Source organism: Sinorhizobium alkalisoli (assembly GCF_008932245.1).
GTDB lineage: Bacteria > Pseudomonadota > Alphaproteobacteria > Rhizobiales > Rhizobiaceae > Sinorhizobium > Sinorhizobium alkalisoli.
Genome location: NZ_CP034910.1, coordinates 604,306 through 626,683, shown reverse-complemented (window position 1 = coordinate 626,683; position 22,378 = coordinate 604,306). Strand labels below are relative to the sequence as shown.

At 60.6% G+C, this 22,378-nt stretch carries 20 protein-coding genes and 1 pseudogene; 10 read left to right on the top strand and 11 right to left on the bottom strand.

Annotated elements, in window-relative coordinates; translation table 11 throughout:
• Nucleotides 1–114: 114 nt before the first annotated feature.
• From EKH55_RS20575 to EKH55_RS20560, 4 genes are all read right to left on the bottom strand, one after another.
• Nucleotides 115–993 (bottom strand): ABC transporter permease, encoded by an 879-nt coding sequence (locus tag EKH55_RS20575; protein ID WP_151612880.1) that lies wholly within the window; start codon nt 991–993, stop codon nt 115–117.
• Nucleotides 994–1,027: 34 nt separating this feature from the next.
• Nucleotides 1,028–1,978 (bottom strand): ABC transporter permease, encoded by a 951-nt coding sequence (locus EKH55_RS20570; protein WP_151612878.1) that lies wholly within the window; start codon nt 1,976–1,978, stop codon nt 1,028–1,030.
• Between the two features lie 74 nt (nt 1,979–2,052).
• A complete protein-coding gene (locus EKH55_RS20565) occupies nt 2,053–3,717 on the bottom strand; it encodes a peptide ABC transporter substrate-binding protein (protein ID WP_151612876.1) in 1,665 nt (554 codons plus the stop codon).
• Between the two features lie 36 nt (nt 3,718–3,753).
• On the bottom strand, nt 3,754–5,418 hold the full coding sequence (locus EKH55_RS20560) for an ABC transporter ATP-binding protein (RefSeq protein ID WP_151612875.1): 1,665 nt from the start codon (nt 5,416–5,418) through the stop codon (nt 3,754–3,756).
• 228 nt (nt 5,419–5,646) lie between these two features.
• Here EKH55_RS20560 and EKH55_RS20555 point away from each other — a divergent pair, with 228 nt between their 5' ends.
• A complete protein-coding gene (locus EKH55_RS20555; RefSeq protein WP_151612874.1) occupies nt 5,647–6,315 on the top strand; it encodes a FadR/GntR family transcriptional regulator in 669 nt (222 codons plus the stop codon).
• 132 nt (nt 6,316–6,447) lie between these two features.
• Here EKH55_RS20555 and EKH55_RS20550 read toward each other — a convergent pair whose 3' ends face one another.
• A complete protein-coding gene (locus EKH55_RS20550) occupies nt 6,448–7,332 on the bottom strand; it encodes a LysR substrate-binding domain-containing protein (RefSeq protein ID WP_192803851.1) in 885 nt (294 codons plus the stop codon).
• Nucleotides 7,333–7,407: 75 nt separating this feature from the next.
• On the opposite strand from EKH55_RS20550, the gene EKH55_RS20545 reads away from it, so the two are divergent.
• The 3 genes from EKH55_RS20545 to EKH55_RS20535 are packed head-to-tail and all read left to right on the top strand — an operon-like array spanning nt 7,408 to nt 10,275.
• On the top strand, nt 7,408–8,577 hold the full coding sequence (locus EKH55_RS20545; protein ID WP_151612870.1) for a four-carbon acid sugar kinase family protein: 1,170 nt from the start codon (nt 7,408–7,410) through the stop codon (nt 8,575–8,577).
• Nucleotides 8,574–9,575, top strand: coding sequence for a 4-hydroxythreonine-4-phosphate dehydrogenase PdxA (gene pdxA / locus EKH55_RS20540; RefSeq protein WP_151612868.1), 1,002 nt, complete (start codon nt 8,574–8,576; stop codon nt 9,573–9,575). Before EKH55_RS20545 ends, pdxA begins: the two co-directional genes overlap by 4 nt.
• A gap of 1 nt (nt 9,576) precedes the next feature.
• Nucleotides 9,577–10,275, top strand: coding sequence for a 4-hydroxythreonine-4-phosphate dehydrogenase (locus EKH55_RS20535; RefSeq protein ID WP_151612867.1), 699 nt, complete (start codon nt 9,577–9,579; stop codon nt 10,273–10,275).
• An 82-nt stretch (nt 10,276–10,357) separates the two neighbouring features.
• On the opposite strand, the gene EKH55_RS20530 is transcribed toward EKH55_RS20535, so the two are convergent.
• The 5 genes from EKH55_RS20530 to EKH55_RS20510 all read right to left on the bottom strand — a co-directional run bounded on the left by EKH55_RS20530 (nt 10,358) and on the right by EKH55_RS20510 (nt 15,810).
• Nucleotides 10,358–10,834, bottom strand: coding sequence for an Lrp/AsnC family transcriptional regulator (locus EKH55_RS20530; protein ID WP_151612866.1), 477 nt, complete (start codon nt 10,832–10,834; stop codon nt 10,358–10,360).
• Between the two features lie 70 nt (nt 10,835–10,904).
• Complete coding sequence (locus EKH55_RS20525) at nt 10,905–12,230, bottom strand: aspartate aminotransferase family protein (RefSeq protein ID WP_151612864.1); 1,326 nt, start codon at nt 12,228–12,230, stop codon at nt 10,905–10,907.
• Between the two features lie 104 nt (nt 12,231–12,334).
• Nucleotides 12,335–13,240, bottom strand: a complete 906-nt coding sequence (locus EKH55_RS20520) for a phosphotransferase enzyme family protein (protein WP_246231960.1) — start codon at nt 13,238–13,240, stop codon at nt 12,335–12,337.
• Nucleotides 13,241–13,724: 484 nt separating this feature from the next.
• A complete protein-coding gene (locus tag EKH55_RS20515) occupies nt 13,725–14,393 on the bottom strand; it encodes a haloacid dehalogenase type II (RefSeq protein ID WP_151612860.1) in 669 nt (222 codons plus the stop codon).
• Between the two features lie 727 nt (nt 14,394–15,120).
• Nucleotides 15,121–15,810 carry a haloacid dehalogenase type II gene (locus EKH55_RS20510; RefSeq protein WP_151612858.1) on the bottom strand — a complete coding sequence of 230 codons (690 nt, stop codon included), beginning with the start codon at nt 15,808–15,810 and terminating at the stop codon, nt 15,121–15,123.
• Nucleotides 15,811–16,437: 627 nt separating this feature from the next.
• Here EKH55_RS20510 and EKH55_RS20505 point away from each other — a divergent pair.
• The 5 genes from EKH55_RS20505 to EKH55_RS20485 all read left to right on the top strand — a co-directional run bounded on the left by EKH55_RS20505 (nt 16,438) and on the right by EKH55_RS20485 (nt 21,397).
• A complete protein-coding gene (locus EKH55_RS20505; protein WP_151613898.1) occupies nt 16,438–17,439 on the top strand; it encodes a phosphotransferase in 1,002 nt (333 codons plus the stop codon).
• 8 nt (nt 17,440–17,447) lie between these two features.
• Nucleotides 17,448–18,818 (top strand): aspartate aminotransferase family protein, encoded by a 1,371-nt coding sequence (locus EKH55_RS20500; RefSeq protein WP_151612856.1) that lies wholly within the window; start codon nt 17,448–17,450, stop codon nt 18,816–18,818.
• A 101-nt stretch (nt 18,819–18,919) separates the two neighbouring features.
• Complete coding sequence (locus EKH55_RS20495; protein ID WP_192803850.1) at nt 18,920–19,603, top strand: GntR family transcriptional regulator; 684 nt, start codon at nt 18,920–18,922, stop codon at nt 19,601–19,603.
• A gap of 204 nt (nt 19,604–19,807) precedes the next feature.
• A complete protein-coding gene (locus EKH55_RS20490) occupies nt 19,808–20,881 on the top strand; it encodes a tartrate dehydrogenase (RefSeq protein WP_151612853.1) in 1,074 nt (357 codons plus the stop codon).
• Between the two features lie 39 nt (nt 20,882–20,920).
• The gene (locus EKH55_RS20485; RefSeq protein ID WP_151612851.1) at nt 20,921–21,397 is read left to right on the top strand and encodes an Lrp/AsnC family transcriptional regulator; all 477 of its coding nucleotides are present in this window, start codon (nt 20,921–20,923) and stop codon (nt 21,395–21,397) included.
• A gap of 12 nt (nt 21,398–21,409) precedes the next feature.
• On the opposite strand, the pseudogene EKH55_RS20480 reads toward EKH55_RS20485, so the two are convergent.
• A pseudogene (locus EKH55_RS20480) lies at nt 21,410–21,523 on the bottom strand (haloacid dehalogenase type II); the annotation flags it as partial.
• 235 nt (nt 21,524–21,758) lie between these two features.
• Here EKH55_RS20480 and EKH55_RS20475 point away from each other — a divergent pair.
• Nucleotides 21,759–22,241, top strand: a complete 483-nt coding sequence (locus tag EKH55_RS20475; protein ID WP_192803874.1) for a GNAT family N-acetyltransferase — start codon at nt 21,759–21,761, stop codon at nt 22,239–22,241.
• The last annotated feature ends 137 nt before the right edge of the window (nt 22,242–22,378 follow it).

Sequence of the window (22,378 nt, the reverse complement as noted above, 5' to 3'; positions counted from 1 at the left end):
TGCAAGAGAGAGGTGACCACGCTCATCGATGCAGTAGCCGCGGTAGACTGAACCCATTTACAAGCGGGTGTGCCTTTCTCCAGGCTGCCGCGACCCGCCCGAGTGCTTATTTCCTCAGTTGTGATCGCCGCGAACATCGAGCGCATCCCTGAGCCCGTCGCCGATGAAGTTGAAGCTGGTTACGGCGATGGTAATGGCGGCACCTGGAATGATCGCCAACCAGGGGGCGCTACCCAGATACTGTTGCGCGCCGTTCAGCATGTTTCCCCAACTGGGCAGCGGCGGCTGAATTCCATAGCCGAGGAAGCTGATATAGGCCTCCATGAGGATCGCGCGGGCGACGGTCAAAGTGGCCGCGACGATGATCGGACCCATGGCATTGGGAAGGATTTCGCGGAACATGATATGGGTTCCGCTCAAGCCCAACATACGACCGGCCTGGACGAATTCCCGCTCGCGAAGGGAGCGAACCTCGGCCTCGACGATCCGGGCAACCTCCATCCAGCTCGTGGCAGCGATGACAACCGTAATCATCATCGGGCTGGGTTTCAGCGCTGCGGCAAGCGCCAGTACTAGGAAAATCGACGGAAACGACAGGAACCCATCCACCGTGCGCATCAGCGTCGTACCGATCCAGCCGCCCCGGTAGCCGGCAATCACGCCCACGAGGGTTCCGATCAGCGTCGACAAGAGCATCGCGGAGAAGCCGACCAGCAGGGAAACCCGCCCCGCCATGAAGAGCCGCGCCGCTAGGTCCCGGCCGAGCGGATCTGTGCCGAGATAATGGTCGCCGATCAGCGGCGGAGCGAAGCGGGCGCGCAGGTCGATATAGAGTGAATCATAGGGCAGCAGGTGGGGCCCCAGGACGCATGCGAGCGTCAGGACGGCGATCATCACCATCCCGATCAGGGCCAGATGGTGGCTCATGAAGCGGCGCGCCGTCCGGCTGTTCCACCAACGGTCCTGGGCTGAATTTGCGACAATGGCGGTCATTATGGTGGCCTCCTGTTGAGCGTCCATGAGGCGCTTAGCTCAGACGGATTCGGGGATCGATGATAGCGACGACGATGTCGGCGATCAGGTTGCAGAGCACGACGAGGATTGCCGAGAACATCAGCAGCCCCATCACCACGGGGTAGTCGCTGTAGCCGAGACTATCGAGGAACAGCCGGCCCATTCCCGGCCAGGTGAACACCGTCTCGGTGACCAGAGCGCCGGTCAGGACGCTCGGAAGCTGCATTCCGGCCAGTGTGATCATTGGCAGCAGCGCATTGCCGACGACATGTTTCATCAAAATCCGCCGCTCGCTCAGCCCCTTGGCGCGTGCCGTCTTGACGAAATCCTGGCTGATGACATCGAGCGTCGCCGTGCGCATGTAGCGGCTCCAGATGGCGACATGGACCAGCGCCAGCACAATGCTCGGCATGATCAGGTGATGAAGATAGTTCAGGGCCGAGCCGTCGCCGATCGTGTACATGTTGCCCGCCGGCAGCCAGCCGAGCTGCAGCGAAAACACATAGATGCCGATCAGCCCGAACCAGAAGGTCGGGATCGACAAGGCCACCATCGCACCGACCGTCGCCAGATAGTCGAAAGCCGAATAGCGGTGCGTGGCGCCGCGGATGCCGATCCAGGTGCCGATGGCGATGGCGATGACGGTGGAGGACCCCATCAACAACAGCGTCGCAACAAGGTGGCGGCCAATCACGTCCAGCACGGGAGCGCCGTCACGGAAGGAGTGACCCCAGTCACCCTGGACAAGGCGCCAGGCCCAGTCCAGATATTGCATCCACAGCGGACGGTTGAGCCCCAACTGCTCCTTCAGGCGATTGAGATCGTCCTGGGTCATGCTGGGATCGAGCCCGAACTGCGCCAGCGGGCCGCCCGGAAGGAGGTTGAGGACGACGAACCCGATGACCGAAACGATCAGGAGCAGGACGAGGCTCTGTGAAAGGCGATTGAGCAGGAAGCCGCGCATTGGCTCTCCTCCTTCATGACAGCGTCAAAGAATGGCCGCCGCCTGAAGCGGCGGCGGCGTATGCCACGCGTAGGTCAGCTCTGCCAACGCCATCCGGCGGCATGCCAGGAAGCCGTGCGGGTGTTGGAATTGGGCTCCCAGCCCTCGAGACCCTCCTTGCGCCCGACCACATTGGTTGGGGCAAACAGCGGCAGGAACGGCAGGTCCTCGCGGACGATCTCCTGCACGCGGTAGTAGATCTCGCGACGTGCCTCCGGATCAAAGGTGCGGGCACCTTTTTCGAGCAGCGCATCGACTTCCGGGTTGGAATATTGGGCGGTGTTCGAGCCCTTCCCGCCCTTCGCGCCAATGGCGCTGGTGTGGAGGCGGTTGGTGGCGTCCGGGTCCGCCGCGATGAGATAGGTGACACCCGCCATCGCCGAGTCGAACTGCGACTTGAGCCAGAAATCGCCCCACATGACGGCCGCCGGCATGTTCGAGATGGTCATCTCGACGCCGATTTCCGCAAATGTCTGCTGCAAAAACTGCTGCACCTGTTCGCGCAGATTGTTACCCGAAGTTGTCGAATTGGCGAACGAAAGTCGGACTCCGTCCTTGGCACGTATCCCATCCGGTCCCGGAACCCAGCCGGCCTCATCGAGGATTTTGCGAGCCCGGTCGAGGTTGAACTCCTGCGCAGGCAGTTTGGGATTGTGATAATATGACGCCTTCGGCATGAACGTCTCGGTGAGCGTGTTGACGCCGTAATAGATCGCGTCGTTAATGGCGTTTCGGTCGATTGCGGCATAGAGCGCCTGGCGGACAGCCGGGTCCTTGAATTGCGGCTTCTCGAGATTGAGAAAGATTGACTCGAGCGAAGCCCCCGGCTGCAGTGTCACCACACGGCCCGGCAATGTCTTGGCTTCCTCGTAGTGGTCGGCGGTGATGTACGCCTGGTCTGTAAGGTCGATGTCGCCGCTCTTGAACTGAGTATAGAGCACCGTCATGTCGGGAATGTACTTGAAGATCAGCCGCTCGATATAGGGGCCGTCGCCGAAATATTCAGGGTTCGCGACGAGTTCGAGATGGTCGCCGGCAACGCGCTGCGCCCACTTGAAGGCACCGGTGCCGACTGGCGCCTGGTTGAAGGCGGCGGTGTTTGGATCGGCCTCTTTTTCGAGAATGTGCTTGGGCACCATGAAGGTTTCGGCGAGGAACGACAGGTATGGGGCGAAAACCTCCTCCATGCGCCAGGTGAGTTCGGTCGGCGAGACCACCGTAATATCGCGAACCAGCGAATGCCCACCGGTGCGCCACGCGCGGAAGTTCGGATTGGTGATCAGCTCGAGAGTGAACTTCACATCCTCGGCGGTGAAGGGCTCGCCGTCGTGCCAGCGAACGTCGTCACGCAGGCGGATACGCCAGTTCAGGCCGTCCTCCGAAATGCCGCCGTTCTGCTGGGTAGGCACTTCGGCGGCAAGATTGGGCTGGAGAACACCCTTCGGATCCATCCGGAAGAGGGCGTCGAAGACAGAGAAATGGACCGCGTCGTCGACCTCGATATGCGCCATCAGCGGATGGAAGACGGTGGGTTCTTGCGAAAGCCCGACGACGACACGGCCGGTCGGGTTGGCGGTATCGGCAAAGGCAGGCTTGCCGAGCAGGTTGGGTGCGGCAAAGCAGGCAAGGCCACCCGCTGCCATGAGGCGGAGCGCGTCGCGTCGCGAATAGCCCGATTTCGGTGTGGAATCTTTCGTCATGATATTTCCTCCCTAGTGGTACTTCGGCCGTAGCTCTCACGAGTTAACGGCAATTGGTCGAGTGTCCCTCGGTCGCTCCCCGGGGATTGCGGCCACCAGCTCACGCGTGTAGGCCGATTGCGGGTCGAGAAAGATTTGGGACGGCGGGCCGTGCTCGACGATCCGCCCTTTCTGCATCACCGCGATTTCGTCGCAGATCTGGCTGGCGACGCGCAGATCATGGGTGATGAAGATCATCGATACCCCGGTCTCCCGCTGGATCTGGTCGAGCAGCTTGAGGATCTGAGCCTGGATCGACACGTCGAGGGCGGAGACGGCCTCGTCGGCGACCAGCAGCTTGGGCTTGAACATCAGGGCCCGGGCAATGCCGATGCGCTGGCGTTGCCCACCGGAAAACTCGTGCGGGTAGCGGCCGAAGGCGCCGGCATCGAGACCGACATGGGCGAGCAACGCCCGTGCTTCCTCACGCGCCTGGTGATACGGCATGCCATGCGCGACGGGACCGACGGTCAGTATCTGTCCAATGGTCGAACGCGGATTCAACGACGCGAAAGGATCCTGGAAGATCATCTGGATCTGCGGCCGCAGCGACCGAAATTCGGGCTCGGAAAGCTTGGCGATGTCGCGGCCCTGAAACAGAATTTCTCCGCCGTCACTATCCAGAAGCTTGATCAGAAGCCTTCCCAGCGACGACTTTCCGGAGCCGCTTTCGCCGACAACGCCCAGCGTGCGCCCTGCCGCGAGTTCAAACGAAACATCCTTCACCGCAGGCACGATGCGCTGGCTGCCGAACAGGGTACTACCGCTACGATAGGTCTTCGCCAGTCCCTCGACCTTCAGAATCGTCTCCTTGCCGGCCGCTTCCTGGGGTGCACGATCCTTGCCCGTAAGATGCGGGACGGCCGCGATCAGGCGCTGGGTATAGGGATGTGAGGGGGATTTCAGAACCTGCTCGGCGCTGCCTTGTTCGACGATGCGACCCTTCTCCATGACCACGACACTGTCGGCGATCTCGGCCACGACACCGAAGTCGTGGGTGATGAACATGACGCTCATGCCCTTTCGGCGCTGAATGTCACGGATCAGCTTGAGGATCTGCGCCTGCGTGGTGACGTCGAGCGCTGTGGTTGGTTCGTCCGCGATCAGGACCGCAGGTTCGAGGGCGAGCGCCATGGCGATCATCACACGCTGGCGTTGCCCGCCCGACAGCCGGAACGGGTACTGGTAGTACATGAGCTCCGGATCGGGCAGCCCGACTTCGGTCAGCAGTTCGATCGCACGGTCACGCCGCGACGCCTTCGTGCCCACACCATGCGCCATCAGGACTTCGGTGATCTGCTCGCCAACCGTCATCAACGGGTTGAGCGCCGAGAGCGGATCCTGGAAAATCATCGAGACGACACGACCGCGCAGATCCCGCAGCGTCTTCGGCGATGCGCCGATGATGGCAGTGCCGTCAAGATGAATGGCACCGGACGAGACGGGGATCAGCTTCGGCAAGAGCCCCATGATCGTGTTTGCCGTAACCGACTTGCCCGAACCGGACTCGCCAATGATACAGAGGATCTGACCCCGCTTGAGATCAAACGAAATGTTCTCGACGGCATGGGCCCGTTCCATACCTTTCGGCAGGTCGACCGTCAGGCCACGCACCGAAAGCGCTGCTTCGTGTCCAGAAACAGCCTCTGTTCTAGCGGCCATTGAGATTCCTCCCATTTCAACGGAGCCGTCACGTTGCGATCTTAGTCGCTGCTCTCTGCGTGCTGCCATCCGACGATAGTTCTGCCAGCAGTGCTCAGCACGCATTCCCTGTGGGTCAGCGCCATTCGCTACCAATCAGCGCTTAACACGCGATCAATATAAGATTGGTCTTGCTATTGGTGTCAATATAGATCAATTTGGTTGCGACAATTATTTTGGAGAGGGCTCATGAGCGTCGTATTGAAAGACTTCATCGAGGCGGAAGGTCTGGAACCCGGCGATCGCTTGCCTCCTGAGCGCGACCTGGCGCTGAAACTCGGGCTTCCCCGTACCGCACTTCGACGGATGCTCGCTTCGCTGGAGAAGGAAGGTCGGCTTATCAGGCATGTCGGCAGGGGAACGTTTATCGCCGGCAGCGGCGTAAGCTCGGCGGCCCTTCGCCGAACGCCAAGCAGTGCGGGAGACACCTTGCGCACCTATCCGGCGGAGGTTTTCGAAGCTCGGCTTATAATAGAACCCAAGATCGCCGCCTTGGCGGCATTGCGGGCGACGAGGCAGGAGATCGATGAGATGCAGAAATCGATCGATCGGGGCAGCGCGGCGGAAAGCCTGGCCGAATTCGAGAAATGGGATGCTGTCTTTCACCGCATCATCGTCGCAGCCGCCCGCAATGGTCTTCTCGCCTCGCTCTATGAAGGCATTCACGCCGTGCGGACGGGAAATCTCTGGGGAAAAATGAAAGAGCATTCACTGACCCCTGAGCGCATGCAGGCCTACATCGCCAAGCATCAGACCATTCTTGACGCGATCAACGATCGGGACAGCAGAGAAGCCGAGCGAAAGATGTACGACCACATTGTCGAAGCGAGAGCAAATATACTTGGCCCGGTTACGTGAGCAGCTGACAGCGATCTTGTATGGAAAGGTGTTGTTGCGTCGTCACGTCTCCGTCAGGAATGGCCTCTTAAACTGAAAAGGACTTCTTTGCGCGACCTGGACCAATCTTGATCGATGAGCCCGCAACGCCGGTCAAGACGCCGCATTGAAATCTTCTTGAATGGTCGCGCGAAGCCAAGACACGAATTGCTCGACCCCAGCCGTCTTCTTCGCCAGCGCCGAACGAATGATGCCGTAATGTGAGCCATCAGGCTGAAAGCCGAGTGGCGCAGTGAGGCGGCCTTTGCGGATGTCGTCGATGGCAATGATCTTTGGGCACATGGCCACACCCAGACCGCCGGCTGCGGCCTCCGCCATCAGAAAATGATGGTCAAGAAAGCGCGTCGAGCGCGGCTTCGGTGCGTCCGGCTGGGCGGCGGACCACTTCTGCCAGCCATCCGGCCGGGTCTTTGCTGCAAGCGCGATATAATCACCGGCCGCGAACCGATCCGTCATGGCGGGGTGCATGACGGGACCGACTTGCTCTTCGATCAACCGTTCGACATGCCAGCTCGTATCGATCGCGAAATCCAGCCTGCGGATCGCGAGCGTGATACGATCGCGCGCAAAATCGAAGCCCCCACCACCCACGGAAAGGTGAAGGTCGATCTCGGGATGGCGATCCTGGAACTCCGAGAGCCGCGGGATCAGCCAGCGCATGGCGACCGACCGCTCGCAGGAAACGACGATCGGCGGTGACACGTCGACTTTGCGAATATCCTCCAGCGCTGACGCAACGAGCGCCAGCGCATTCGTCGTCGCCTGCGCGAGGCGCGTGCCCTCTCCCGTCAGCCTTAGGCCGCGCCCATCGGGTTCCAGCAAACGGATATCGAGGTGTTCGGAAAGTTTCGAAACGCGCCGGCTGACCGCTCCGTGCGTCAAGTTCAACTCAGACGCGGCCGCACGCACGGAACCCAGGCGCGCAACGACCTCAAAGGCACGCAGATCATCGAGGGAAGGAATATCTGAACGCTTCATTGGTGACAATGTATCACCAGTACGCGTGAAATCATATCGATTTTCCTCTCGAAAATTTGAGAATAGCTTGAGGTCATGGCAGAAACCATTGACCAAATCAAACACATCGGCGTCGTCGCAGACGACCTAACAAGCGCGGCGGACGGGGCAGTCGCTTTCCTGGAACGCGGCTATGTCGCTCGCATCTGCAGGGTGGGATCGCTCGATACCCATGCCAGTCTCGTCTCCATCGATACCGGCAGCCGCACGCTCGATGAAACCGATGCCGCGTATGTGACGTGCCAGGCGGTAACCACGCTTGCAGGCAGACCGTTCCTCTATAAGACGATTGACTCCACCCTGCGTGGCCATATCCGCGTTGAAGTCGCCTCCGCATTCCAGGCCAGCGGCCGGCCACGTCTGGTCGTCGCACCTGCTTTTCCCGCTGCGGGGCGCACGACGATCGACGGCATTCAACTGCTGCATGGAGAACCGGTTGCACAAACGGCGTATAGCCGCGACCCTGTCCATCCCGCCCATACCTCGCGCATCGAAGACTTGATAGAGCCCAGCCTTGGCCGGATCGCCAGAATTTCCGCCCGCGCCGAGGACAGCGAGATCGGCAAGACCATTGGCGACGCTCCGGTGGTCATCGTCGATGCATGCGATCAGGGGATGCTGAATCGCCGGATTGCGGAGATCCAGAAACACGGCCCAGTGCTTTGGGTCGGCTCGCCGGGCATGGCGGAGGCGCTGGCCACGGTGGTCGAACGGCGCGAAGGCCAGGACATCTTCACGCCTGAAGCCACGCCGGACCGTGTTCTCGTGCTTGTCGGCAGCGCAAACCAGGTCAGCCGTTCGCAGTGCGAGAGGTTGGCTGCGACAGGCGCTTCGGTCGCACTGCGTGCGGCGGATCTCGACGAGACAGCTTCTATCGTCTGCATCCGTACACCACACATCCGAACCAGCGACCCGGCGAAGGCTCTCGCCACTCTGGTGGACGAGGCTGAGATCGCTTTGTCCCGGCATCGCTACGACGCCATCGTCGCAACGGGTGGAGAAACGATGCAAGCCCTTTTGGAACGGCTCACCATTCACGCCTTCGATTTGATCCGCGAACTCGAGCCCGGTTTTCCCCTCGGCTGCGCTCGCCTTGCCGATGGACGCATGATGCTGCTCGCCATGAAAGCAGGCGGCTTTGGTTCCGACATGACGCTGCGCAATGCCGCCGACACCATTTGCCGGATTGGAAAGGAACCCGCATGAGCACCTCCCTGCCGCCGCTCGCCGTCACCATGGGCGATCCCTCCGGCATCGGGCCGGAGATCGTGGCAAAGACAATGCTTGCCCGCACCGACCTCCGTCGCAGTGCCGTCGTCGGCGATCCGGTCGTGATGGCGAAGGCCATCGCCAGCCTCGGCGGCGGTCTGCACCTGAACGAGATCCATGACGTCGCCGACGCGAAGCCGGATGGCGCCCTGAATATCCTCGCCGCGTCCCGCGTCGAAACCCCACCTGCAATCGGCAAGGTGAGCGCTATCAGCGGCCGCATGGCATATGATGCCATCGTTGCGGGGATCGAACTCGCCAGGACGGGCAAAGTCGCCGGCATCGTGACGGCGCCGATCCACAAGGAGGGGCTCGCCGCTGCGGGGCTTCCATACCCCGGCCACACGGAAATCCTCGCAGCAAAAGGTGGCGCGGGGCGCGTGGCGATGATGCTCGCCAATGACGATATTCGCTCCGTTCTCGTGACGATCCACTGTTCGCTGGCAGACGCGATCCGACAGGCCGATTTTCCGGCACAGATGTCCGCGATACGCCTCGCCCACCAAGGGGGTCGTGCTTTGGGAATCGCCCGTCCGCGCATCGCCGTTGCGGGGCTCAACCCGCATGCGGGTGAAGGGGGGCTCTTCGGAGATGAGGAAGTCCGCATCATCGCGCCCGCCATCGCGGCAGCCCGCGCGGAAGGCATAGACGCCAGCGGCCCCTGGCCCGGCGATACGGTTTTCATGCAGGCGCGAAACGGCCGCTTCGATGTGGTCGTCGCGCAGTATCACGACCAGGGGCTGATCCCGGTCAAATATCTCGGACTGGAGAAGGGCGTGAACATCACGCTCGGCCTGCCCTTCGTGCGCACAAGCCCCGACCACGGCACCGCCTTCGATATCGCCGGCCGTGGCATTGCCGATCCGAGAAGTCTCGAAACAGCGATCGACTACGCCCACCGACTGGCGAAGGCATCGTACGACCAGGAGGATTGACATGACCCCCATCGATTTCATCTTCATGCTGACCCGCAACGACCGGACGATCCCGGATGCTCTGGCGCAGCTTCCCTCGGTGCTTTCTGCGGGTGTCCGACAAATCGGCTTCAAGGATATCGGCCTGCCCTTCGAAAAGCTCTCCGAGCTTAACCGGGAAATCCGGGCCGCGGGCGCGAAGAGTTATCTCGAAGTGGTTTCACTCGACCGCGCCAGCGAAATCGCCTCGGTGCGGGCCGCCCTCACTCTCGGCGTGGACTATCTGCTTGGCGGCACCCATGTCGACGACGTCCTTCCCCTCCTTAGAGGAAGTGGTATCCGCTACTACCCCTTCCCCGGCCGCATCGCGGGCCATCCCAGCGTTCTGGAGGGGTCCACGACGGAGATAGTTGCAAGCGCAAAAGACCTTGCCGGCCGCGAGGGAGTCCACGGCCTCGATCTCCTTGCCTATCGCGCCGACGTCGATGTCGCAAACCTCATCCGGGCCGTCTGCGACGCCGTCGCCAAGCCCGTCATCATCGCAGGTTCGATCGACCGCGCCGAACGCATCCATGCCGTCGTCAGCGGCCGCGCCGCCGGCTTCACGGTCGGCACCGCCGCTCTGGAAGGCCGCTTCCCTGCAAGCGTTCCAGGCTTGACGCATCAGCTCCTGGCGATCACTTCCATGAAGAACCAGGCGAAAACGTTAATCGATCAGTAACGGAAAATGCAGCCTTGGCCAGGGCGCTACTGCATGTCTCCTTTAATCGACCTCGATTAAGGGAAAAAGTGTTGACGAGATTCTATGGCCGAAACAGGTCCGTCAGCGGCAGGTGCCCCTTCACGATTGGCGATTTCAGCACGACGAAGCTGAAATATTTATCGATGCCGACGTCCAACTCGACCAGCCGTTCCATGATCTCCTGATATTCGCCGATCCCGCCGGTCACGAATTTCAGGAGGTAGTCGTAGCCGCCGGAGACCACATGGCATTGGATCAATTGATCGATCTTCTCGACGGCGGCAAGGAAGCGTGCAAAATCGGTCTGCCGGTGGTTCTTCAGCGTGACCTCGGTGAACACCGTCAGCGTCTGCCCCAGCTTGGCGATATTGATCTGCGCCGAATAGCCCTCGATATAGCCCTCCGACCGTAGCTTCTTCACGCGCATGAGGCAGGGGCTCGGCGATAGATTCACCACCTCCGAAAGCTCCACATTGGTCATGCGGCCATTCTGCTGCAGCACCTGCAGGATCTTGATGTCGATCCGGTCGAGTTTCATGGATTTGGCTTTCGCTGATAAAAATGGCGCGAGGCTATTCGGCTGCCGAGGCAGTTGGTGTCACGCTTGCTCAGACGGCCTTCTTGAGCGCGCAATCCATGGCTTCGAGGAAGCGATCCACATGCTCCGCCAGGCAAACCAGTGGGGGGCGCACCTTCAGCGTATCCTCGTTGGCGCCCGTCGTGCTGATAAGAACGCCATCCTCGCGCATCAGGTTTACGATATCCAATGCCATGGCACGCCGGCCGGCCTCGCCCGTTCCATCCAACCCGATGTCGATGCCGAAGAACAGCCCGGCATTTCGAACGCCGCGAATACCGGGATGCAGCTTGGCAAGATGCTCCAGCCCCGACCTCAGGCGCTCACTCATGGCTAGCGCATGCTCGGGGATTCGATCCCTATGCAAGATTGCCAGGACGGCGTCAGCCGCCGCGATTCCGACGGTATTACCGCCGAAGGTGTTCGAGTACCGTGCAGTAGCGCCAAAGCGATCCATCGGTGCTTTGCGGCCGACGACCGCGCCGATGGGAAACCCATTGCCCATCGGCTTACCGAGGGTGACGAGGTCCGGAACGATGTCGTGCCGCTCGAAACCCCACATGTGTGTCCCCGTGCGTCCGAATCCCGGTTGCACTTCATCGGCGATCACGACGCCTCCCGCCTCCCGCACCGCCTTGACTCCGCCGGCGATGAAGCCAGGCGGATCCACCCAGACGCCGTCGCTGGAGAAAATACTGTCGATGAGCAGCGCCGCGACGCCAATCCCACGCCGATTCAAATCGGCGATAGCGGAGCGAACCTGTTCTTCAAAGAACGCCGCAGCTTGCCCGTCCGGCACGCCCGCGGGCCCGTGCAGCGACACCATCCGCACGGCAGGACTGAGCTTGACGGCGTCGCCGAGATTGGGCGACACCATCGCCGTGGCCGCGCTGGTGCCGTGATAGGCATGGGAAGAGACGATCACGCCCTCGCTGCCGCTGTTCAGTCGGGCGATCCGGAGCGCCAGATCGTTCGATTCGCTACCCGTGCAGGTAAAGACGACGCGGTTCAACTCATGGGGAAAGGTGGCCACGAGCCGTTCGGCATAGTCGACGAGCCTCGGTTCGAGGTAGCGGGTATTTGCGCTGATTCGGCCGGCCTGTTCCGCCATGGCCGCGTTGATCTCTGGATTGCAATGCCCGAGGGAGGGCACATTGTTGTAGAAATCCAGATAGCGACGTCCGTCGGGGTCGTAGAGCCACATACCCTCGCCCCGAACGAAATGGACCGGTCGGCGGTATTGGAGCCTGTAGGAGGCTCCCAGTACGCTGTCGCGGCGGGCGATCAACTCGGATTCGCGGGGGGGAATTGTGGCTTCCCCGGGGGTAAAGCGGTTGGGCATGAGATCTGTGGACATAGCTTTGATCCTGCTTGGGTTTCATCCGCGAAATGGTCGCGAGTTACCGTGCTGATTACCAAGGCGAGTGACGAAACGCTTGGAGCGCCTCCGGCAAATCCGGGCTAAGGCACCGCGCGACGCACAGCCATCTCCGCCTCTTCGACGCCTATCGCCGATAGAATAGCGAGCCCGCGTTCGGCTCGGGCCACGTTCTTCTTGATATAGGCTGCCTCGGCCGGAAACAGCCCGGCTCGCCAGTGGTTGATCAGGATAAGGGCGCTTTGCCGCGCCTTCATCAGCCCGACGAGCAGTTTTGCCTCGAGCGCGGAAAGCGGAAGCACCGAAGCATAACCGGCGATGAGATTTTCTGCGCCGCCGAGAGCCAAAGACGGCTCCGTCACCACGTGGCTTGCCGCAATCGCGAGATCCTGGATCCTTGGGCCCCAGCAGCCGTCGCCGAAATCGATGAACGCAACACCATTATCGGTCAGGAGCGTGTTGAACGGGCTGGGGTCATTGTGCGTGACCTGCCATGCTACGTCGCATAGTTGCGGCTCGATACGCTCGACATAATTGCCCATGGCGAGACGGACGGAATCTGCGACGGACCCTGCCGGCAGATGCTCGGCCAGCTCCATTAGCCTCGGCCAGCATCCGACATGCCAAAGGATCGGGCGGTGCATGGCGGGCAACTTCAGAGGCTCGAGAGCCAAACCGAGTTTGCCAAGCGCCCGCCCGACCCGGTAAAGGACGTCCGGAGTTGCGTTCGCCTGGTGCAGCGGCAGCCCCGAAAGTCGGGTCTGCAGGTAGCCGCAAATCTCCTCCTCTTCGAACATCAGCGCACCACCGCTGGTACGCACGATATGAGGTGCTGCAAAACCGGAAGCGCCTTCCAGCCCTGCGAGGGCCGCAACCTGGAAGCGGAAACTGTCTCTTCCTTCCGGCCGCGATAACGTTTTGAGAATCAACCGATCGCCGTTCACCAGGGTGACGTCCGCCGTACACTCAACTTCCGAGGACAGGACCATGATCGTTCCCGTCAAACCGTAGTGGCGTAGTAGCAGCTCACCCGACGCTCGTGCTTCTCCGGGGCTTGGCTTTGTCGCCAGAATAGCGGCAGCGGCCCCAAAATATGCCTCGGTGAAAGGCCCACCGGCCGACAGTGTGCCGTCGAGATGACCCTCGCAGTCTGGAACCGCATCGTTACAAGCACCCAAGATTGAGACCCTCGCACTGTTTGGAGCCCGGCGGCATGCTCATCCGAAATGCGACCGTCGAGATGGCATTCAGTCCGCGGCGCCCAGCCTCGATAAAAGGTCGGGCGTTTGTTGCTGAAGCCGCCGGAACCACTCTCCCCGCCTCCAGCACGATTGTCTCGGTCCCCGCTTTGGCATTACCTCGCCCGCGCGGGACCGTGATGCCGCTGCCGAACACGGCGCCATCGCGAGGCCCTCCATCGGCCCGCGACACCCGGCAAACCGAGTGTCGTTATCGGCCGCGGAAGAGAGACTTTCAGAGCCCGACAACGCCCGGCAGTTCCGAGATGTTGGCGATCTCGGTATAGCCGTAATAGGGATTGGCCGGTTCGTGACCGCGATTGACCCACACCTTGTTTTTGATCCCGAGGTCATGAGCCGACATCAGATCGTAGCGGAAGGAGGAGGAGCAATGCAGAATGTCCTCCGGACCGCAGCCAAGCATGTCGAGCATGTATTCGAAGGCCCGGAAGTGCGGCTTGTAGGCCTGTGCCTGTTCGGCGGTATAGACCTTGTGGAACGGCGCGCCGAGCTTCTCGACGTTGGACATGATCTGCGAGTTCATTGCATTTGACAAAATGACCAGCGGAATCTCCTTGGCGACCTTGGCAAGACCGGCCGGAACGTCCGGATGCGGCCCCCAGGTGGGAACGCGTTCGTATACCATCTGGGCATCTTCGTCCTTGAAGGCGATGCCGTTGTGTTTGCAGGTTCTCGCCAGTGCGTTATGGACCACCTCCGCATAGGGCTTCCAGTCGGCCATGACCTCATCGAGCCGGTATGCGGAGAAGTCTGCGATGAACTGCAGCATTTTCTGCTCGCTCATGCGGTCGCCGTAAAGATCGCGTGCCGCCTCCGCCATCTGAAAGTTGATCAGCGTGCCGTGGCAGTCGAAGGTGATGTATTTCGGGCGGAAAGTGGTCATGCGCTTCGTCCTTTTTTGGCGGGGATCTGTTTCCGTCGTGAGCAATGATAGGCCCGGCTCAGTCGCTATACCGGCCGTATTCCTCGCCTCGTCAGCAGAAAATTCTGCCCTTGAGGTCCGGTAGGATCTTTCGATTGCGCGTGAACGGTGATCCGAACGTCGGGACGTCGATGGGCGGCGCCGCCATTTCCCAGCCATTAAAGGATGAAAACACTGTAAACCTGCCTTTCAGCACCTACTCCAAACGCTGAACATGCCGCCATGCAGATCCGCCCGCCACATCGACTGACGCTCCCATCGCCTTCGCGCGCTATACACGAGTTGGCGTTCGGGTTCGGGTTGGATGGCGTTGCTGTCCTGCCGGGCATTACGCATCACAGACCCGCGAGCCCGTCGAGCTGTCAGGATGGATGGGAACCGGAAGGATCCACCCGGTCCAGTCACTCCCGCATGCTTCGCGGACGACAGCTGTGCGCCCAAATAGGTCGTTGAGGAACAGCCTTGCTTACTCGAAAGCGGAGATCGATAGCGGCCCCTAACAAACGCCGCCCGAGCCCGACGTGCCGTTGCGTCACGTTCGGATCACGCCATACTCCAACGCCAGCAGGTCACTCGTGCGGAAGGGGTCGCCGGAAGGCCATGTTTTGCTCGCCTGTCGAACAATAAAGAGAAGGGGCGAATGAACCGCCCCGGTCTCATCGTAGCAATAGCGCCCGAGCGCTAGTTTTCAGGCGCGCTTGAGGGCTGGCTCCAGGCCAACGGCGGCGGCTAACCCGCCAATATCCTTGATCTCGGTGTATTCGTAATAGGGATTGGCCGGCTCATGGCCGCGGTTGACCCAGACCTTGCTCTTGATGCCCAGGTCATAGGCGGTCATCAGGTCGTAGCGGAAGGATGAGGACACGTGGGTAATGTCTTCGGGCCCGCAGCCGAGCTTGTCGAGCATGTATTCGAAGCCCTTCATCAGAGGTTTGTATGCCCCGACTTCTTCTGCCGTGATGACCATATGGATGGGCGCGCCCAGCTTTTCCACGTTCGACATGATCAGGCTGTTCATGGAGTTCGACAGGATGACCAGCGGAATTTCCTCGGCCACCCTGGACAGGCCAGCCGGAACGTCCGGGTGGGGCCCCCAGGTTGGCACTTCGTCATAGATGCGTTGTGCGTCTTCGGGTTTGAACGGGATACCGATGCGTTTGCAACTGCGTTCGACGGAATTGTGTACCACTTCGAGGAAAGGTTTCCATGGCCCTAGCACCTCGTCAAGGCGATAGCCTCTAAAGGCCTCGACAAAGCCGGCCATCGCTTCTGGGGAGAGACGCTCGCCATAGACGCGTCGCGCAGCGCCGGCCATATCGAAATTGGTAAGCGTGCCATAGCAGTCGAAGGTGACATACTTTGGTCGAAATTGAGTCATGGCGTGTAGTCCTTCCAAATTTTCACGGCCAAATTTTTGCGGCACAGTGTGCCTATCCAAGGTCATCGTGGTGGGCATGCTGCCTGTCTAAAGAGGTCGCGGCGCCGACAGACCGCAATGCGGCAGCGAAGCACGTACCTTTGAGAGTCCGTATCTGATCAGTTCGTTTCATTTGCCTTTTATCGGGCCAATCCGGCCAGGCGGAGCACTCCAACTTGCTTGCTGCATTCCAGCCAGTGGGAGCACACTGGCATAACTGTGCTGCGATAGCAACTGATTGTCCAACAATTTTTTTCAGGCCTATCATTCTGCCGCTTTTCGACGGCTTGAATGCGTCGCTATTCAAGAAAACAATGTGCTCGCCATGTGGTTGAAAATTCTCGGCATATTGCTGCAGGGGTTCTTCAGAACGCCTGCGCAGTCGTCAATCTTCATTCGGCAGAAGGAGATCCATCCCACCGCGAAGTACCTCTGCAAAGAAGAAATTGTTGTACAAAAAATGAAATGTGAGATACTGAGGCCATCGAGCTGCCAATCCCGAGGCAGGACCTGAATGAGTTGAAGATGGATCACAAGAGTCAGTACGGGCCAGCCCGCGCCCCTGAGCTTTCCGAGGCGTGCCATCCCGTGGGCGCTGCGGAAGCCGAAGAAATCGCCGAGCGACTATATGGCGCGCGTGGCTCGGCCACGCGCTTTGAAACCGAGAAAGACGACACGTTCCTCCTCGACTGTGCGGCCCAAGGGAAGTTCGTGCTGAAGATCGCTCATCCTTCCGAGCGGATGGAGGAGCTCGATTTCCAGGTCGCGCTGATGCGTCATCTCGAGCAGCAGGCCCCTGATCTACCCATCCCCCGTGCCCTTCGCGATGTCGACGGCGCGGATTTGCCCGTCGTCATTACGAGAGCCGGCGAGCGGCGAGTGGTACGGCTCATTACCTTCCTTCCCGGTACTCCGCTCGACCGGACGTCTTGCACAGCCCCACAGCGCGAACGGATCGGCGAAATCCTGGCAAAGCTGCGTCATTCCATGGCCGATTTTTCGCATCCTGCAGACGGCCGGGCGGTGGCATGGGACGTGACCCATCTGCTCGATCTTGCAGATCTGTTGCGCTTCGTCCCCGCGGCCGACAAGCGGGCCTGGACCGTCCGCGCGCTCGAGCGGTTTGCCGAAGTCAAGCCGAGGCTCGACCTGTGCCGGCGGCAGGTGCTCCATAACGACTTCAATACGTCGAACCTAGTCGTCGATCACGCCAGCCCGCAGTTCCTGACCGGCGTCATCGATTTCGGCGATGCGGTCCGTACCGCCATTGCCGTCGATGTCTCCACGGCGTTGATGAATCAGATGCCAAAAACCTCCGATCATGGGAACCGGCGTGACCTGTTCGACGAACCGCGCGACGTTCTGCGCGGCTATCTCCGCCATGCCGAACTGACGGACGAGGAACTCCGGCTCGTCCCCTTCCTGTCAATGGGCCGTCTTGCGGTCCGTGCGCTGCTGACGTGCTGGCGCGCCGAAATCTTCCCGGAGAATAGCCGCTATATCCTGCGCAATACCGAAGCCGGCTGGGCCCACCTCGAGTGGTTCCACTCGATTTCGACCGCACAGATTTCCGACCTTCTGACACGATAGGAACCGTAATGTCCAAGCAAGCGACTACCCTGCCCAAGGGCTTCCGTGGCGACATGCCAAATGGCTTCAATCCTCAGGACACGTCTCATCTCACAAGTGAAGATCTGGCGCATATCATCAAGCGGCAAAGGCTGCTCGGGCCCGCTTATCGGCTCTTCTACAAGTCGCCGGTTGAGATCTCGCGTGCCAAGGGCGTCTTCCTCTATGACAAGCACGGCAACGAATATCTCGACGCCTACAACAACGTTGTATCGCTGGGTCACTCTCATCCGCGTGTCGTCGAGGCGATCCAGAAGCAGCTCGAGTTACTCTGTACCCACACGCGTTACATGCAGGAACCGCTGCTGGACTATGCCGAAGCCCTGATCAATACGTTCGGTGGCGAACTCGGCCGGACCGGATGCGCGATGTTCACATGCACGGGCTCGGAAGCCAACGATCTCGCCTTGCGTATCGCGCGTTACCACACACGCAAGACCGGCGTCATCGTCACGGCCGAAGCCTATCACGGCAACAGCGGCGCGGTGGCGGCAATCTCGCCGTCGCTCGGCAAGAAGTCGGCCCTGGATCCCTATCTTCGCACGGTCGCCGCGCCGGATTCCTACCGCCTGCCCGTCGAGGAAATCGGCCGGCGGATGGCGGAGGATGTCGCGCGGCAGATCGCCGACATGGAGCGGCATGGCGGCGGCCTAGCGGCCTTCATCGCCGACTCCGTCTTCTCTTCCGATGGTCTCTATGTCGATCCGACGGACGTATTGGCGCCCGTGGCGGAAGTGGTGCGCAAGGCGGGTGGCCTGTTCATCGCCGACGAGGTGCAATCCGGATTCGGGCGGACCGGTACCCATTTTTGGGGTCACTCCCGTCACAAGGTCGATCCGGACATCGTAACCATGGGCAAGCCCATGGGCAACGGCTATCCCGTTGCCGGCGTAGTCCTGCGGCCCGAACTCGTCGCCGAATTCGGATCCAACATGCGCTACTTCAACACATTTGGCGGCAACTCCGTCGCTATCGCCGCTGCAAGGGCCGTGCTCGACACGATCCTCGAAGAGGGCCTGTTAGACAACGCCGCCAAGGTCGGCGGCGAAATCCTCGAAGGCCTCCGGGACCTACAGACGAAATATGAATTTGTCGGCGATGTTCGCGGGGCCGGCCTCTATTTCGGCGTCGAACTCGTCAAGGATCGAGACCGGAAAACGCCGGACATGGACCGTGCGCTTGCAGCCGTCAATGCCCTGCGCGACCGGCGCATCCTCATTTCCGCGACGGGAGCGGACGCGCATATCCTGAAGATCAGGCCCCCGCTCATCTTCACATCGGCCAACGCGGCGCGTCTGCTCGAGGGCGTCGACGAGGCGCTTCGGTCCGTGCAGATCTAGAACCCGCCACCATGCAGCCGGGCGGCACAATATCATCTCCCTTGCCCTACGCCGCCGCATATGGCGTAGGTATGCAAAAATCAACGAGCAAAGCCAAAGCCATGCCGACGCCGCACGCCAGGAACCAAGCCGAAGATCTTGAGATCAATGTCGAGCCCTTGCCCGTTAGCGCGGTGGAAATCCTGACCCAGGCCTTGCGACGGCGCATCTTGTCGGGAGATTTCCAACCGGGCGAGTTCCTTCGCGACGTGAAGATGTGCGAGGAGCATTCGACCTCGCGGCACACATTCCGTACAGCAGCCCAGGTGCTCGTCACGCAGGGTTTGCTGCGTCAGATACCGAACCGAGGCTTCGTGGTGCCCGAATTCGGGCCCGACGATATTGTCGATATCACACGCGTGCGCGGCGCCATCGAGGGCGAGGCCATTCGTCTGATCGTGCTCACGGGGATCATCCCGCCTCTGGCGCTGGAGGCGGTCGAGGTTATGCACAGGTCGACTCTATCCTCCGACAGATCCCTGCTGGTTGCCGCGGACCGTGACTTCCACCGCGCGATCATTGCCGCTAGCGGCAGCCCTCGGCTGAAGCGAACCTATTCAGACCTCGAGGGCGAGATCGAGCTTCTCCTCGCACAGCGGCAGGATTTCTACGCGACTGCCGAAGAAATGGCGGAAGAACACGAGCGGCTCATCAACAGCTTGAGAAGCCGCCATTACGATACGGCGCGAGAGGCGTTCCAGGAGCACTGGGAAGATCTCCAGATAAAATTGCTCGATCAACGCTGACCAGCGCTCATAGCCTGCCAGGCGGCGCTGAGGATGCCGGTGCCCCGGTTCGGCGCGGTGGAGGCACTATCGCGGGTGCTTCCGCTCGGCTCGGCCAGAGCCTGATTTGCGGCGGAGTCGCGACGTCGACGCAATCGCATGCGGTGAAGGCGCAGTAACGGCCGCTGCCAACCAACATGAGCGAATAACGTACGGAGAAGTTTGATGCGTGAATACACCATCGCAACCATACCCGCCGACGGCATCGGACCTGAGGTGATCGCCGCCGGCCGGACGGTCCTTGCGACCCTCGAGAAGCGACTCGGCGACGTGAAATTTACCGTAGAAAATTTCGACTGGGGATCTGACTACTACAAGAAACATGGCGTGATGATGCCCTCGGACGGGCTGGAGCAGCTCAAGAAATTCGACGCTATCTATTTCGGCGCGGTCGGAGCACCGGATGTTCCGGACCATATCACCCTTTGGGGGCTCAGGTTGCCGATCTGCCAGGGTTTCGACCAGTACGCCAATGTCCGACCAACCAAGATCCTGCCTGGCATAACCCCCCCGCTGCGCAATTGCGGCCCCGACGACGTCGACTGGGTGATCGTGCGTGAGAACTCCGAAGGCGAATATTCTGGCCATGGCGGCCGCGCCCACCGCGGCCTGCCCGAAGAGGTCGGCACGGAGGTTGCCATCTTCACCCGCGTGGGCGTCTCCCGCATCATGCGCTACGCCTTCAGGTTGGCCCAATCCCGCCCGCGCAAGTTGCTCACGGTCGTTACGAAATCGAATGCCCAGCGACATGGCATGGTCATGTGGGACGAGATCGCTGCTGAGGTAGCGGAGGAATTCCCGGACGTGACCTGGGACAAGATGCTGGTCGATGCTATGACAGTCCGGATGACGCTCAAGCCGCAGAGCCTCGACACCATCGTGGCAACCAACCTGCACGCCGACATCCTCTCCGATCTCGCTGGCGCCCTGTCTGGCAGCCTCGGGGTTGCACCGACGGCGAATATCGACCCGGAGCGTCGCTTCCCATCGATGTTCGAGCCGATCCATGGCTCCGCCTTCGACATTACCGGAAAGGGCATCGCCAATCCGGTCGCCACCTTCTGGACGGCTGCCCAGATGCTTGACCACCTCGGCGAGCAGGACGCTTCGGCCCGCCTCATGCGCGCTGTCGAGCGGGTGACCGGCGCCGGGATCCTTACCCCCGACGTAGGCGGTACCGCCACGACCCGGGAGGTTACCGAGGCCGTCTGCGACGCGATTCATTCATCCAATGTCTAAGGACACGTGGCAGATGATGATGCGGGACGGAGCAAGCCAATGAAACTTGATCGGATCGACGTCAAGATACTCAACGCATTGCAGAAGAATGGCCGAATGACGAATGTCGAGCTTGCGGAAATCGTCAATCTCTCGCCAAGTCCTTGTTTGCTGCGAGTGAAAAAGCTGCAGGCGGAGGGCTATATCGAGGGCTATTCTGCGCAGATCAATATCGGAAAACTGGGGCAGACGTTGACGGTGTTCACCGAAATCACGCTGAAGAACCACCGTCAAGGCGACTTCGCGAGATTTCTTGCTGCGATCGAGAAGGTCGATCAGGTCATCGAGTGCCATCTGGTTTCGGGAGGCTACGATTATCTCGTAAAGTTCGTCACCGCAGGAATCGAAGAGTATCAGACGCTGATGGAGCGGCTTCTCGATTCGGAGATCGGCATCGACAAGTACTTCAGCTTCGTCGTGCTGAAATCGCCCCTGGTCAAAGCGCATTTGCCGCTGGCAAGCCTGTTCCAGCAGTAACCTCGTGGCAGACCTCGATTCCCTCATTCGATCGCCGTAAAGATCGCGTGCCGCCTCCGCTATTTGAAAGTTGATCAGCCTGCCGTGGCAGTCGAAGGTGATGTCTTTCGGGCGGAAAGTGGTCATGCGCTTCGCCCCGTTATGAGCAATCGTAGGCCGCGCTTCAGCCGCTGTACCGGCCGGATTCCTCGAATCGTCAGCAGGAAATTCTGGACTAAGGTCAAGATTGGCTCTTTCGATTTCGCGCGGAGGGATGCAACCTCGAGGCGCCGAGGGCGGAGCCGCCATTTCCCAGTCAGCAAAGGCTAAAAACACCATGACCCGCTTCTCAGCACCTGCCGCAAAGGCTGATCATGCCGCCATGCATATTCGCCCCGTCTCATCCGGAGACGCTCCCGCCGTCTGGTCAATCATCGAGCCCGTGATCCGAGCGGGAGAAACCTATGCGCTCGATCCGAGCCTGAGCCGGGCAGAGGCTCTCGCGTACTGGATGGGAGCAGACAAGGAGGTCTTCGTTGCCGAGCAAGCGGGCGCCATCCTCGGCACCTATTACATGCGTCCCAATCAGGCTGGCGGTGGTCGGCATGTTTGCAACTGTGGATATGTTACAGCGCCTGATGCGACGGGTAGAGGCGTCGCACGCCGCATGTGCGAACACTCAATGGCAACGGCCCGCGCCCACGGGTATCGGGCAATGCAGTTCAACTTCGTCGTGAGCACCAACCGGTGGGCCATTTCGCTATGGCAGAAAATGGGTTTTGAAGTCGTGGGCACATTGCCCGGCGCGTTCAGGCACCCGACGCATGGCTATGTTGACGCCTTGGTTATGTATCAAGCGCTATAAAGGCAGTTGGCGTTCGGGACAGTTCCAATGCCCTGTCCAGATGCTTTGGTGTCATCTTCTAGAGAATGATCGCTCGGTTGGTCATGATGCGGTTCCGGCCCGTATCTTCAAGGACGAAGGTAAGCCGCAAAGACAGC

Coding starts and splice junctions, on each gene's coding strand:
- EKH55_RS20575 (WP_151612880.1), bottom strand. CDS start 993: ATGACCGCCATTGTCGCAAATTCAGCCCAGGACCGTTGGTGGAACAGC.
- EKH55_RS20570 (WP_151612878.1), bottom strand. CDS start 1,978: ATGCGCGGCTTCCTGCTCAATCGCCTTTCACAGAGCCTCGTCCTGCTC.
- EKH55_RS20565 (WP_151612876.1), bottom strand. CDS start 3,717: ATGACGAAAGATTCCACACCGAAATCGGGCTATTCGCGACGCGACGCG.
- EKH55_RS20560 (WP_151612875.1), bottom strand. CDS start 5,418: ATGGCCGCTAGAACAGAGGCTGTTTCTGGACACGAAGCAGCGCTTTCG.
- EKH55_RS20555 (WP_151612874.1), top strand. CDS start 5,647: ATGAGCGTCGTATTGAAAGACTTCATCGAGGCGGAAGGTCTGGAACCC.
- EKH55_RS20550 (WP_192803851.1), bottom strand. CDS start 7,332: ATGAAGCGTTCAGATATTCCTTCCCTCGATGATCTGCGTGCCTTTGAG.
- EKH55_RS20545 (WP_151612870.1), top strand. CDS start 7,408: ATGGCAGAAACCATTGACCAAATCAAACACATCGGCGTCGTCGCAGAC.
- pdxA (WP_151612868.1), top strand. CDS start 8,574: ATGAGCACCTCCCTGCCGCCGCTCGCCGTCACCATGGGCGATCCCTCC.
- EKH55_RS20535 (WP_151612867.1), top strand. CDS start 9,577: ATGACCCCCATCGATTTCATCTTCATGCTGACCCGCAACGACCGGACG.
- EKH55_RS20530 (WP_151612866.1), bottom strand. CDS start 10,834: ATGAAACTCGACCGGATCGACATCAAGATCCTGCAGGTGCTGCAGCAG.
- EKH55_RS20525 (WP_151612864.1), bottom strand. CDS start 12,230: ATGTCCACAGATCTCATGCCCAACCGCTTTACCCCCGGGGAAGCCACA.
- EKH55_RS20520 (WP_246231960.1), bottom strand. CDS start 13,240: ATGGTCCTGTCCTCGGAAGTTGAGTGTACGGCGGACGTCACCCTGGTG.
- EKH55_RS20515 (WP_151612860.1), bottom strand. CDS start 14,393: ATGACCACTTTCCGCCCGAAATACATCACCTTCGACTGCCACGGCACG.
- EKH55_RS20510 (WP_151612858.1), bottom strand. CDS start 15,810: ATGACTCAATTTCGACCAAAGTATGTCACCTTCGACTGCTATGGCACG.
- EKH55_RS20500 (WP_151612856.1), top strand. CDS start 17,448: ATGTCCAAGCAAGCGACTACCCTGCCCAAGGGCTTCCGTGGCGACATG.
- EKH55_RS20495 (WP_192803850.1), top strand. CDS start 18,920: ATGCCGACGCCGCACGCCAGGAACCAAGCCGAAGATCTTGAGATCAAT.
- EKH55_RS20490 (WP_151612853.1), top strand. CDS start 19,808: ATGCGTGAATACACCATCGCAACCATACCCGCCGACGGCATCGGACCT.
- EKH55_RS20485 (WP_151612851.1), top strand. CDS start 20,921: ATGAAACTTGATCGGATCGACGTCAAGATACTCAACGCATTGCAGAAG.
- EKH55_RS20475 (WP_192803874.1), top strand. CDS start 21,759: ATGCATATTCGCCCCGTCTCATCCGGAGACGCTCCCGCCGTCTGGTCA.